Origin of the sequence: Bradyrhizobium barranii subsp. barranii, from assembly GCF_017565645.3 — a bacterium.
GTDB classification, from domain to species: Bacteria; Pseudomonadota; Alphaproteobacteria; order Rhizobiales; family Xanthobacteraceae; genus Bradyrhizobium; species Bradyrhizobium barranii.
Genome location: NZ_CP086136.1, coordinates 4,007,358 through 4,019,147, shown reverse-complemented (window position 1 = coordinate 4,019,147; position 11,790 = coordinate 4,007,358). Strand labels below are relative to the sequence as shown.

The 11,790-nt window shown below is 64.9% G+C and carries 10 protein-coding genes and 1 pseudogene; 1 reads left to right on the top strand and 10 read right to left on the bottom strand.

The genetic code is table 11. From position 1 onward, the window contains the following. Positions 1-13 precede the first annotated feature (13 nt). The 5 genes and pseudogenes from J4G43_RS18940 to hydA all read right to left on the bottom strand — a co-directional run bounded on the left by J4G43_RS18940 (position 14) and on the right by hydA (position 6,371). A pseudogene (locus J4G43_RS18940) lies at positions 14-1,619 on the bottom strand (ABC transporter substrate-binding protein). A 107-nt stretch (positions 1,620-1,726) separates the two neighbouring features. Beyond that, complete coding sequence (locus tag J4G43_RS18935) at positions 1,727-3,163, bottom strand: NAD(P)-binding domain-containing protein (protein ID WP_208085917.1); 1,437 nt, start codon at positions 3,161-3,163, stop codon at positions 1,727-1,729. Next, a complete protein-coding gene (locus J4G43_RS18930) occupies positions 3,160-3,909 on the bottom strand; it encodes an SDR family oxidoreductase (RefSeq protein WP_135215856.1) in 750 nt (249 codons plus the stop codon). The genes J4G43_RS18935 and J4G43_RS18930 overlap by 4 nt, the downstream gene beginning before the upstream one ends. 1 nt (position 3,910) lies before the next feature. Further along, entirely contained in the window at positions 3,911-4,885 is a 975-nt protein-coding gene (locus J4G43_RS18925) for an NAD-dependent epimerase/dehydratase family protein (RefSeq protein ID WP_208085916.1), read from the bottom strand. A gap of 16 nt (positions 4,886-4,901) precedes the next feature. Next, entirely contained in the window at positions 4,902-6,371 is a 1,470-nt protein-coding gene (hydA, locus tag J4G43_RS18920; RefSeq protein WP_208085915.1) for a dihydropyrimidinase, read from the bottom strand. A 56-nt stretch (positions 6,372-6,427) separates the two neighbouring features. On the opposite strand from hydA, the gene J4G43_RS18915 reads away from it, so the two are divergent. Further along, positions 6,428-7,090: an aspartate/glutamate racemase family protein gene (locus J4G43_RS18915; RefSeq protein WP_135215859.1), complete on the top strand. Its 663-nt coding sequence runs from the start codon at positions 6,428-6,430 to the stop codon at positions 7,088-7,090. Here the strand turns inward: J4G43_RS18915 and J4G43_RS18910 are convergent. The 5 genes from J4G43_RS18910 to J4G43_RS18890 all read right to left on the bottom strand — a co-directional run bounded on the left by J4G43_RS18910 (position 7,087) and on the right by J4G43_RS18890 (position 11,782). Further along, a complete protein-coding gene (locus J4G43_RS18910; protein WP_208085914.1) occupies positions 7,087-7,764 on the bottom strand; it encodes a flavin reductase family protein in 678 nt (225 codons plus the stop codon). The genes J4G43_RS18915 and J4G43_RS18910 overlap by 4 nt on opposite strands. Then, positions 7,761-8,693: an N-carbamoyl-D-amino-acid hydrolase gene (locus J4G43_RS18905; RefSeq protein ID WP_208085913.1), complete on the bottom strand. Its 933-nt coding sequence runs from the start codon at positions 8,691-8,693 to the stop codon at positions 7,761-7,763. The genes J4G43_RS18910 and J4G43_RS18905 overlap by 4 nt, the downstream gene beginning before the upstream one ends. A 115-nt stretch (positions 8,694-8,808) precedes the next feature. Then, positions 8,809-9,360, bottom strand: coding sequence for an AMP-binding enzyme (locus J4G43_RS55320; RefSeq protein WP_256461564.1), 552 nt, complete (start codon positions 9,358-9,360; stop codon positions 8,809-8,811). Then, positions 9,318-10,490, bottom strand: coding sequence for an AMP-binding protein (locus tag J4G43_RS18895; protein ID WP_256461563.1), 1,173 nt, complete (start codon positions 10,488-10,490; stop codon positions 9,318-9,320). The genes J4G43_RS55320 and J4G43_RS18895 overlap by 43 nt, the downstream gene beginning before the upstream one ends. After that, complete coding sequence (locus tag J4G43_RS18890; RefSeq protein WP_208085912.1) at positions 10,487-11,782, bottom strand: aminotransferase class III-fold pyridoxal phosphate-dependent enzyme; 1,296 nt, start codon at positions 11,780-11,782, stop codon at positions 10,487-10,489. The genes J4G43_RS18895 and J4G43_RS18890 overlap by 4 nt, the downstream gene beginning before the upstream one ends. Between the last annotated feature and the right edge of the window lie 8 nt (positions 11,783-11,790).

Here is an 11,790-nt window from a genome sequence, read left to right as displayed (position 1 = left end):
TCGTTGTCCGATGTCACTTGCGGCTGACGTCGCGATAGTCGACCTGGCGGTGGAACTCGTAGGTGTAGCCTTCGACCGACGACGCCATCACCGCATCCTGGTTCGGCTGCCACAGCATGATCTGCGGCATCAGATCGACATGCATCGCGTTGAGCTTGCGGCCGGCGTCCTCATACTTGGCCTTGTCCGGCTCGAAACGCGCCTCCTGCGCGATTGCGGCAAGATCCGGGTTGTTGATCGAGCTGTAATTCCAGCGCTGATTGCCGGTGTAGAAGTTGCGGTAGAAATAATCGGTCGACGGCAGCCACGCTACGATGCCCTCGGTGTAGAAGGGAAGCTTCTTCTCGTTGATCTGCGTGGACATCTGCGCGTCCGGCAGCTTCTGGATGTCGACCTTGATCCCGATCTTGCCGAGTGACTCCTTCACCAGCGCGGCCATCGGCTCCGCGGTCGAGGACTGGCCGACGTTGAAGCTGAAGGTAGTCGAGAAACCCTCGGGGAGCCCGGCCGCCTTGAGATATTCCCTTGCCTTGTCGAGGTCGACCTTCACGGGCTGCTGGAAAGGATAGATGCCGTTCAGCGGCTTGCCGTCCGGCCAGGTCGCGCCGCGGCCGAACTGGGCGGCCTTGAACATGTCGTCATAGGGCAGCGCGTAAGCGATGGCACGGCGGACATTGACGTTGTCGAAGGGCGGCATCTGGTTGTTCATCGAGACATAGGTGATCGCATTGTACTGCGGGGTCGAGACCACCTTGAGCTTGCCCTTGGCCTCGAGCGACTGCACGTCGCTGGCCTGGAGATCGACGACGAGGTCGGCATCGCCGCGCTCGACGAGATTGGCGCGGGTCGCCGGCTCCGGCACGGACTGAATAATCACGCGCTTGAAGAATGCGGGCTTGTTGGCCGAACCGCGGTTCCAGGTCTCGTCGCGCTTGAGGATGACCTGCTCGCCCGGCTTGAAGGTCTCGACCACATAAGCACCGCTGCCGGCGGTGTGCTCCTTCAGCCATGCGGTGGCCCAGGGATCATCCGGCGTCGCGTGCTCTTTTGCCACCTTCGAGTTGATGATCCAGGGGATAGACGGTGGCGAGATTGGGCAGCGCGAGCTTGTCGGGTTTCGGCAGCGTCACCTCGATGGTGAGGGGATCGATCACCTTGAACTGGTCCGCCGACGTCAACGAACCCGTCAGGAGCTGGGCCTTGCCGAGGATCGGCGCGGTGACGCAGCGATCGAGCGACCATTTCACGTCCTCGGCCGTGACGGGCGAGCCATCCTGGAACTTGGCGTCCTTGCGCAGGCGGAAGGTCAGCTTCAGTCCATCGGGGCTGACATCGTAGGATTCGGCGAGCTCGCCGGTGATCGTGTCGAGATCGAACACCCATTTGCCGTTGAGCTGCTTGCGGCCGAACGCCACCAGCCGATCGTAGGTGCTCATGCTCAGCGCGAAGGATTCGCGCGTCGATCCGGGGATGTTGGGATCGAGCGTGTTGACCGCTGATCCCGTGACGTAGCGCAACGTCTCCGCCCTGGTCTGTGCCTTCGAAGGCGCGGTGGCAATGAGCAACAGCGCAGTGGTGGCGAGGACTGAGGCCGCGGGCCTGAAAGACACAAAACGCATTCGTTTTCCCCAAAATTTCGGCAAGAACGCCAGCAAGGCAGGTCAAGAAAGAAGCAAGTTGCGCGCCAATCCCGCAGAGGCGCTTCGTCGCGGCGGTGCATGGATGATCATCGCGATTCCTCCATTGTTCGCGCGGGCCGCGCAACCACGGCCTGCGGCACGTCGTAGGCGCTGAGCGAAGCCCAGTGGCGTTCAACATCGGCGCGAAACAAGCCGCGCGTCAGGCCATTGACCAGCTTGGGAATGGCGGTCGTCATCGCATTGATCGACGATCCCGACGGACCAAAACTCATGGTGGAGGCAATGGCGAACAGATGGATGTCGGAGATCCACGGCGTCTCGCCTGACGCACGCTCGGTGAAGGCGTAATCGTCAGCGAGATAGGGAAAGCGGCCGAGCCGCGCGTTGTGCTCGCTCGAAGGCGGCTGATAGCGATCGGCCCAGGTCGCGATATTGCCGGCAAATTTGGCGAGCTCGCCGCGGCCGGCGAAGTTCATGTCGATGCCGGTGCCGCAAATGACGAAATCCGCGGTGATGGCGCCGCGTGGCGTGTGCAATTCGACACCGCCATCGGTTTGCCTGGTGCCCTCGACCGGCGCGCCTTCGTGCAGTGTGAAATTGGCGTGACGCGCGCAGCGGTCGTAAGTCGGCTGCGGAAATCCCTCGCGCATTTCGAGGATTTTGCGCATGAAGCGCCAGCGCCAGGCATCGTCGAGATCGCTGAGATGGCGCAGGAAGCCGCGAAAGGTGAGCCAGCGATAGGGCTGGATCACCTGGATCTGAGCGCGGCGGCAGAGCAGATGCACCTCCGCCGCGCCTGCCTCCAGCGCGGTCGCTGCATTGTCGAAGGCGGACGCGCCGGCGCCGATCACCGCGACGCGCTTGCCGCGCAGGCTTTCGAAGTCGATGTCGTCGGCAACAGTTGCGACCGAATCTGCCGGCAGATCGCGCAGGGGCTCGGGAATCATCCAGTCGCCCATGCCCTCCTGCCCCGTCGCCAGCACGATCTTGCGGGCATAGAGCGTCCCGACGCCATCGGCGCGTCTCACACGCGCGGCGAGCAGACCGCCTGACGCAGGCGCAATCTCCAGAAGTTCGCAGCCGTTGCGCACGGGCAGACCGATCGTGCGTCGCAGCCAGAGCAGATAGTCCGCCCAATGCTCTCTCAGGATCAGATTCAGCTCCTGCCAGCTCTCCTTGCCGAAACGGGCTTCGTGCCAGGACTGATAGGTCAGGCTGGGAATATCGAGGTCCGGGCCAGTGTAATCTTTCGGGCTGCGCAGCGTCGGCATGCGGGCATAGCTGAGCCACGGGCCCTCCTTCCCCTCCTCGGCCTTGTCGAGCAGCAGGATGTTGCTGACGCGCGAGCGCATCAGGCCGAAGCCGATGGCGATACCGGACTGGCCGGCGCCGATGATGAGAACATCGAGCGCGGGCTTGCCATCCGGCCCCGTCTTCGGCTCGAGCCAGGCAGCGCCGGGATGCGCGATCATCGCGAGATCGGCGCGCACGGTCGCTTCAAGCTTTGCCAGCGCGTCGCTCATGCCGCGAGCCAGCCTCCGTCAACCACCATCACGGTGCCGGTCGTGAACGAAGACGCATCACTGGCGAGATGCAGCGCGGTCTGCGCGATCTCTTCCGCCTCACCGAACCGCTTCATGGCGTGGCGATTGCGGGAGGCTTCGCGCACCTCGTCCGAATTGGCGTGGCGGGCAAAGCTGCGGCGCAGCATCGGCGTGTCGATTGCGCCGGGCGCAATCGCGTTGACACGGATGCCGTCGGTCGCGAAATCGACCGCCATGGTGCGCGTCAGGCTGACGATCGCACCCTTGGCGGCGATATAGGCACTGTTGCCCTTGCCGCCGGCGATCGCAAGCTGCGACGCCAGCGTGATGATCGAGCCGCTCTTCTGCTGCTGCATCTGCGGCACCGCCGCGCGCGCCCACAGCCACGTGCCCCCGACATTGGCGCGGAACACCGCGTCCCAGTCTTCCAGGGTCGTCGTCAGCACCGTGCCACCGCAGGAGAAGCCCGCCGCGGTCATCAGAATATCGAGCCGGCCGAGCCGCGCCACGACATCGCTGACAACGGTCTCCGCGAAACCGGCGTCACCGACATCGCCGACATGCGTCGTTGCCTCGCCGACCAGACTCAGCGTCTCCTGGAGGCCGGCGGCATCGCGATCGACCAAAGCAAGCTGCGCGCCCTCCTCCGCAAACAGCTTTGCGCTGGCACGGCCAATGCCCGAAGCTGCTCCCGTGATGATGGCCGTGCGCCCTTGCAGCCGCATCTCAGATCCACTCCTTGTGCTGGGTCAACCAGGCGCTCATCGCCGCGGCGGACTCGGCACAGCCGAACCGCGCGCGCCAGCCGAATTCGTCCGCCATCCGGTTCACCGCGAGCGGCGCGCGAGCCGGCCCGTGCAGCTTTATGGCGGTCTTTTCTCCGGGTGCCGCGAGCCGGCACTCCAGGCCGGGATGCAACGCCGCGAACGCCTCGCCCCATTGCAATGCGGGCCACGCCCCGCCGTTCGAAATGTTGTACAGCTGGTGACGAGGGCGCTCGGCCTCGACCAGAATCGCGACCGCTTCGGCAGCGTCCGGCGCGTAGGTCCAGTCTCGCATACCCGGCCCCGGCATGATCGCCGGCTCACCGCGAGCGAATGCGGCCAGGATCTGATACTGGAGGCTCGGTGTATCGCGCACTGAACCGGGTCGCTCCCACGGCCCGAACACCGCAGTCAACCGCACGCTCAGGAAATCGCCGCCAAAGAGTTCGGCATGGCGAGCGACAGAGCGCTCCGAGGTGAACTTGCTGATCGCATAGAACGAGATGGGATGGCAGCGCGTCTCCTCGTCCAGAATCTCGACCCGCCCACCGGATGCGCCATAAGCCGAGGCCGACGACAGATTGACGACACGGCGAACGCCATGACGGATCGCCGCGAGCAGGATCGGGATTTGCGCCATCACATTGATCTCGAGAACGCGCGCGGTCGACGCTCGCTCGAGTTCATCGCCGGCCGTCACCGCGGCGCCCAGCACGATCGCATCGCAGCCCGCAGCAATGAGGGCGTCGATGGCGTCTGCGTCGGTGATATCGCCCTGCACGGCGTTGAGCCGTGCGCCGTAATCCGCGAGAGTTCGCCGCGCTGATGGCGGCAACTCTGCGCGGTCATACAGCGTCACGTCATGCCCGCGCGCGAGCAGCACCTCGGCAAGATTGAGGCCGACAAAGCCGGTGCCGCCGAAGATGACGATCTTCATCGCGCGCGATCCACCATCACAGTAGCTTTGCCCCGAAATTCCGCTCCGGATCCATGTCGGCAACGAGCCGGCCGGTGGGCTTTGCCGCCTCGCCGCCGCTGCGCGCCAGGAATTTTCCGCTGCCGGCGTCCGCAAGACACCTGTTGCCGTCGATGATCACCCGGCCGCGCGAGAGAACGCTAACCGGCCAGCCCTTCAGCTTGCGGCCCGCGAACGGCGTGTAGCCGGCGAGGTCGTGCATCATCTCGTCGGCGATCACAGTCTCGCGATTAGGATCCCAGATCGCGATATCGGCATCGGCGCCGACCGCGATCGAGCCCTTGCGCGGATGCAGATTGTAGATTTTTGCCGGCGCGGTCGAAGTCAATTCGACGAACTTTTCAAGGCCGAGCCGCCCCTTCGACACCATCGCGTCGAACAGCAGCGGCAGCCGCAGTTCCAGGCCCGGCAGGCCGTTGGCCACCTGCTTGAAGTTCGGATTGGGGCCGGCGCGCAGCTTGCCGGTCTCGTCGTAGCGATAGGGCGCATGATCGGACGAGATGGTCTGGAGATCGCCGAGCGACAGCGCCTGCCACAGCGCCTCCTGATCCGCATGCGTGCGCGGCGGCGGGCTGCACATCCACTTGGCCCCCTCGGCGCCAGGCTTGTCGAGATCGTTTGCCGTGAGGAACAGATATTGCGGACAGGTCTCGGCGAAGACCTTCAACCCCTGCCCGCGCGAATCGCGGATCACCTTCGCGCCTTCGGCCGTGGACACATGGAAGATCATGATGGGCTGGTCGATCAGCGCCGCCATGCCGATCAGTCGCGTAAAGGCTTCCGCTTCCGAGACGCGGGCGTGGCTGACGGCGTGATATTTCGGCATGGTGTAGCCGCGCGCGAGCAGCCGCTTCACCATCCAGGCGATGATGCCGTGATTTTCGGCATGGGCGCACAACATCGCGCCGGACTGGCGTGCGGCCAAGAGAATGTCGAGCAACGGCTCGTCGTCGACCTTGAGCCGGTCATAGGTCATGAAGATCTTGATCGAGCCATGGCCCTGCTTCACCAGCGCTGGAATGTCCTCCTCGACCGTCTCCTTGGTCGCATCCGCAATGATCATGTGGAAGGCGTAGTCGATCACGGCGCCCTTCTTGGCCAGCGCGTGATAATCCTCCACCACCTGCGGCAGCTTCATGCCGACATGCTGGGCAGCGAACGGAATTACCGTGGTGGTGCCGCCGAAAGCGGCGGAGACGGTCGCGCTCTCGAAGGTGTCGGCATTCATGATGCCGGCCGCGGACAGCTGCTCGATATGCGCATGGCTGTCGACGCCGCCGGGCAGCGCCAGCTTGCCGCGTGCGTCGATCTCGCGTTTCGCCGCCGGAAGCCCGCGGCCGATCGCTGCGATGGTCTCACCGGAGATCGCGACATCGGCCTCGAACACGTCGGTCGTGGTGGCGACGCGGCCGCCGCGGATGATCACGTCGTATGTGGGTTCAGTCATGAGGCACTCCATGGTATGCCTGAGCTACGTGATCGCCATTTCAAGGGAAGACCAACATGCCCCGGCCGCGCATTCTCGTCATCAATCCGAATTCCAACCCTGCGGTCACGCAAGGGCTGGAGGAGGCGCTGAAGCCGCTCGGTTTCGAGGGTGGCCCGGAACTGGTCTGCCAGTCGCTGGCCGAGGGTCCGTTCGGCATTGAAAGCCAGGCCGATGTCGACGGCGTTGCGATGCCGCTGCGCCGGCTGGTCGAAGGCGACAACAGCTCGGCTGCGTTTGTCATCGCCTGCTACAGCGATCCCGGGCTTCAGGTCTGCCGCGAAGGCACCGATCGGCCGGTATTCGGCATCGCCGAGTGCGGCGTGCTGACTGCGCTCGCGCGTGCCGAAACCTTCGGCGTCATCGCGATCGCCCAGCGTTCGATCCCGCGCCACATGCGCTATCTCAGGCAGATGGGCCTGACGGAGCGCCTCGCGGGCGAGCGCCCCCTCAACATGAGCGTTGCCGAAACCGCATCCGGCGAAGGTACGCTCGCGAAGATGATCGAGGTCGGCCGCGCGCTGCGCGACGAGGATGGCGCCCGCGCCATCGTGATGGGCTGCGCCGGCATGGCGCGCCACCGCCGTCCGCTGGAAGACGCGCTTGGCATTCCGGTGATCGACCCGACACAGGCGGCCGTCACCATGGCGCTGGGTACGGTGCAGTTCTCGGCTCACTAGGCGTCCTTCAGCTCTTTGCCGTCCTGGCGTGCGAGCCATTGCGAATGGCTCTCGCGCGCAAGCGCAAACGTATCCCGCTGCGTAGTGTAGAGATTGCCGAACATGCGGCCGATCGGCCGGTAGGCATCGAGATCGACATACATGTTGGCCTCGTCGACGAGGCCCTCCCGGGCATGAACCCTGAGCACCTCACCGACCAGCAGTTCGCGATCGGGCGAGAACTTCAGCACGACGTGACGGCGGCATTCGAGAGCAAATGGTGCAACCGCAAGGCGCGGCACCTTCACGTCAACTGAGGGAAGCGTCGCAAGCCCGGTCGCCGCGACCTCGCTGTCACCAGAGGGAAAATCGACCGCGCAATCATTCATCGCGGCAGACAGCGCCTCATCCACCATGTGAACGACGAACTCGCCGTCACGATGGATGTTGCGGGTCGTATCCTTCGGGCTGTGATCCGGCTTGTGCTGGAGCCCGAGCACGATCAGCGCGGGGCTTTCGGAGAAGACATTGAAGAAGCTGAAGGGCGCGGCATTCACCGCTCCGTTCGCGTCCAGCGTCGTTACCAGCGCGATCGGCCGCGGCACGACCACGCCGCAAAGCAGCTTGTAGCGATCGCGCGGATCGAGCTCGCGCAGGGAAATGCCGGATGTACTGTTGCCTGCCATCGGCGTCATTTCTCCGGCGGCGGCACCGCGCCGGTCTGGCTGGTGATCAGGCCGTAATGCTCGATGCGGCGATGCTGGGCAAAATTGAAGATCGTGGTCTTGCCGAAGGTGGTGGCGTCGAGGTCGCAGGCGTGAACCAGGACCTCGTCGCCCTCCGTCTTGGCCTCGGCGACGATCTCGCCATCGGGATCGACGATCAGGCTGCCGCTGAACAGCGGATGGCCGTCCTCGACGCCCGCCTTGGCCACCGCGACCACCCAGGTCGCGTTCTGATAGGCGCCGGCCTGCACCGAGAGGCGGTTGTGGAACAGGCGCTTCTCGACGCCCTCCTCGCTCTTCTCCGCATTCACCGACGGCGTGTTGTAGCCGATCAGCACCATCTCGACGCCCTGCAGGCCCATGACGCGATAGGTCTCGGGCCAGCGCCGGTCGTTGCAGATGGCCATGCCGATGATGCCGCCCAGCTCGCGCCAGACGTTGAATCCGAGATCGCCCGGCTCGAAATATCGCTTCTCCAGATGCTGGTGCGACCGCTTGGTGTCGTAGTCCACATGGCCCGGCAAATGGACCTTGCGATATTTGCCGACGATCTTGCCGGACTTGTCGGTCAGGATCGCGGTGTTGAAGTGGTGCCCGTCCGGCGTCAGCTCGGCGTAGCCGAAATTCATCGCCATCTGATGCTGCGCCGCACGCTCGAACAACGGCTTGGTCGCCGCATTCGGCATCTCACGCTCGAACCAGGTATCGAACTCGGCCCGGTCCTCCGAATACCAGCGCGGAAAGAACGTCGTCAGTGCCAGTTCCGGATAGACGATCAGGTCGGCGCCTTTGGCTTTCGCCTCGTCCATCAGCGCGATCATGCGCCTGACCACGGCCTCGCGGCTGTCGGCCTTCTGGATCGGGCCCATCTGGGCGGCAGCAACAGTGACGATACGCATCAGCGGGTTCCTGGTTTCTTGAATTTTTTGGTGAGGCTGGGGATCGTAGCTTGAGGGGCGTGCCGGCGCGCGCAGCATAACGCGGTCTTGCGCCGTTTTTCCAGCCAAGCAGCTTTCATGCCGTCCGCCCCCATTCGGCATCCTGCAAAAGCCGCCAGTTGATCTTGTTGCTGGCGGTGCGCGGCAGCTCATCGACGAAGACGACGGCGCGCGGCGCCTTGTAGCTTGCCATCGCGCCACGGGCCCAACCGACGATGTCGTCCGCCGAAATCGTCGCGCGCGCGGCTTCATCGAGCACCACCAGCGCCTTGACGGTCTCGCCGCGGTAGTCGTCGGGGGTCGAGACGACGCAGCATTCCCGGATGGCGCGGTTCTGGTACATCGCGGCTTCGACCTCGGCCGGCCACACCTTGAAACCGCTGACATTGATCATCCGCTTCAGGCGGTCGACCGCGAAGAAATAGCCTTGGGCATCGCGATAGCCGAGATCGCCCGTGCGCAGGAACCGCTTGCCGGACAGTTCTATGAAGGACTCGGCATCGGCCTGCGGCCTGTTCCAGTAGCCTTGCAGCACTTGCGGCCCGTGCACGACGATCTCGCCGACGACATTGTCGTCGAGCTCGATCAGGGTCTCGGGATCGACGACCCTCGCATCGGTCTCGTGCACGGCAATGCCGAGACACTGCGGCTTCGGCGAAGCGATCGGATTGAGATGGGTCGCGACATCGTCTCGGTCATGCCGTAGCCCTCGACGAAATCGAGGCCGAAGCGGCCTTTGAGCCGTTCGGCCACCGCGGTCGGCATTGCCGCACCACCTCCGGTCAGCACCTTGAGTTTTGCAAAGCACCGATCGCGGAACCGGACGCTTGCGAGCACGTCCACGATCATGGTCGGCGCGGCGTTCCAGAACGTGACGCCGTAGGTCTCGAACAGATCCGGCAGCAGATCCTTGTCCCAGCGCGCCATCAACAGCAGCGTGGCGCCTGTCACCACCGCGGCATTCATCGAGCCCTGCATGCCCGCGACATGGAACAGCGGCATGAAGCCGGTCATCACGTCGCTGCCGTCGAGTCCATACCAGCGTGCCTGCAGGACGGCGGTGAACAGCGCGCTGCGATGGGTATGCATGCAGGCCTTGGGCTTGCCTGTCGTCCCCGACGTATAGGGCAGGATCATGAGATCATCCGGCCCCGCGGTCATTGCGCCTGGCTGCAAACCTTGCGCGATCGCAGATGACCAGGAATGCCGGCCTGGCGACGACGGTATCTTCGACGGCGCCTCGGTGATGCATGAAGGCAGCGTATAGGGCGTGGCGGCCGGCACTTCGTCGCGATATTGTGCGACGATCGTATGGGAGATGGCTTCGCCCACCAGCGGCGCGAATATTTCGCTCAATTCGCTTCCGATGATCGCGACCTTGGCGCCGCTGTCCTCGGCGAGATACGCGATCTCGACCGTCTTGTTCATGGGATTGACGGGCACGATCACGGCATCCGCCCGCGTCACCGCGTAGTAGGCGATGACATATTGCGGCGAGTTTTGCAGCGCGATCATGACGCAGTCGCCGCGCTTCACACCGCAGACCTTCTGCAGGAAGCCGGCTAAGGCATCGACCCGCTCGCGTAGCTCGGCATAGCTCAGGCTCGCACCATAAAACACCGTCGCCGGGTGCGACGGCTGATCCGTCGCCGCGCGTGCCAGCGCGTCGTACAGCGTGCCCTCCGGCATCGCGAGATGCCAAGGCTCGTCCGCCAGCCAGGCTGGCGAGCGATGAGGTGTTGCGGGGTCTGCGCTCACCCGTGCTCCTCGTCTGCGATATCGAGGCCGTGGTCGAGCGCATCCAAAAGCAGTTCGGCCTCATGCTCGGAGATGACCAGCGGCGGCGCCAGGAACAGCGAGGTCTGCTCACCGCTGGTGCCGATCACGGCACCCGCCTCCAACGCCCGCTCTGCGACACGCGAGGCGATCGGCACCTCGGTGGTGTCGGCATGCCAGGAGCGCCAATCCGGACCGTGCAGCTCCACCGTCCAGTGCAGCCCCTGCCCCGCCACGCGCTGCACGCTCGGATGCCTTTGCGCGATCGCGAGCAAGCGGCGGGTGAACAGCTTTTCCAGGCTCGCTACGCGCTCCAGGATTTTCTCTTCGTTGACGACCTTCAGGTAAGCGCTGACGGCAGCCATGCTGATCGGATGGCCGCGCAGCGTGCCGTAATTCTGCCAGCTCGTGCCCTTGAGCCGCTCGACGATGTCTTTCGACACCACGACCGCCGCGACTGCCGCCGCACCGCCGCCGAGCGATTTTCCGAGCGTCACGATATCGGGGCGGCTCTCCGCGCCCTGGAAGGCGAACCAGCGGCCTGCGCGGCCAGCGCCGGTGACGACCTCGTCCGCGATCCAGTAGGAACCTGCCTGCCGCGCGCAGCGGCCCAGCTCGTCCTGATAGGCACCGTCGTAGTAGATCCCGCCCTGGGTGTAGTCGATGATGGTCGCCGCCGTGTCCGAGAGCAGACGCGTGGCATCAGCCAGATATTCGCTAGGCGGCGTATTGTTGATCGGCGCGCCATAGATCGCGCCATCCGGCGCCGGGAGAATCCGCACCGGCGCCATCGGCGCCGGCAGCTTCGAGCCGCCTGCGTGCACCGCGAGGCCACCGTGCCATTGCGGCTGCACCGTCATGCTGCGCGACAGGCCGGTGATGCCGTGATAGGCGCGCTCGCGCGTCGCCAGCGCCGGCCGCTGCGTCAGCGCCTGGCAGAGCGACAGCGCCATGTCGTTGGCCTCGCTGCCGCTGATGCAGAAGCGCACCGCGCCGACCCAACCCTCTTCGCCCTTGAACGCGGTCGCCATCAGGTCGTCGGCAGCCTGCTCGCGGCCAACCCAGGTCCAACCTTCGTTCACGACCGGCGTATCGGCCGCGCGGCGGATCGCCTCGACCATCGCGGGATGGCGGTGGCCGAGGCCACCGCCGGTGTTGCTGCCGTCGATCAGCTTGCGGCCATCGGACAGGTGAAAATAGACGCCCTCGCCGCCGACGACGGCCATCGGCGCGGCTTCGCCTGCGTTCAGACCCGTTCGCAACAATCTGCTCATCGCAATCC

What these genes read in the sequence shown, in the direction of transcription:
- J4G43_RS18890 (WP_208085912.1), bottom strand. Translation starts at nt 11,782, where the DNA reads ATGAGCAGATTGTTGCGAACGGGTCTGAACGCAGGCGAAGCCGCGCCG.
- J4G43_RS18935 (WP_208085917.1), bottom strand. Translation starts at nt 3,163, where the DNA reads ATGAGCGACGCGCTGGCAAAGCTTGAAGCGACCGTGCGCGCCGATCTC.
- J4G43_RS18905 (WP_208085913.1), bottom strand. Translation starts at nt 8,693, where the DNA reads ATGCGTATCGTCACTGTTGCTGCCGCCCAGATGGGCCCGATCCAGAAG.
- J4G43_RS18925 (WP_208085916.1), bottom strand. Translation starts at nt 4,885, where the DNA reads ATGAAGATCGTCATCTTCGGCGGCACCGGCTTTGTCGGCCTCAATCTT.
- hydA (WP_208085915.1), bottom strand. Translation starts at nt 6,371, where the DNA reads ATGACTGAACCCACATACGACGTGATCATCCGCGGCGGCCGCGTCGCC.
- J4G43_RS18910 (WP_208085914.1), bottom strand. Translation starts at nt 7,764, where the DNA reads ATGACGCCGATGGCAGGCAACAGTACATCCGGCATTTCCCTGCGCGAG.
- J4G43_RS18930 (WP_135215856.1), bottom strand. Translation starts at nt 3,909, where the DNA reads ATGCGGCTGCAAGGGCGCACGGCCATCATCACGGGAGCAGCTTCGGGC.
- J4G43_RS18915 (WP_135215859.1), top strand. Translation starts at nt 6,428, where the DNA reads ATGCCCCGGCCGCGCATTCTCGTCATCAATCCGAATTCCAACCCTGCG.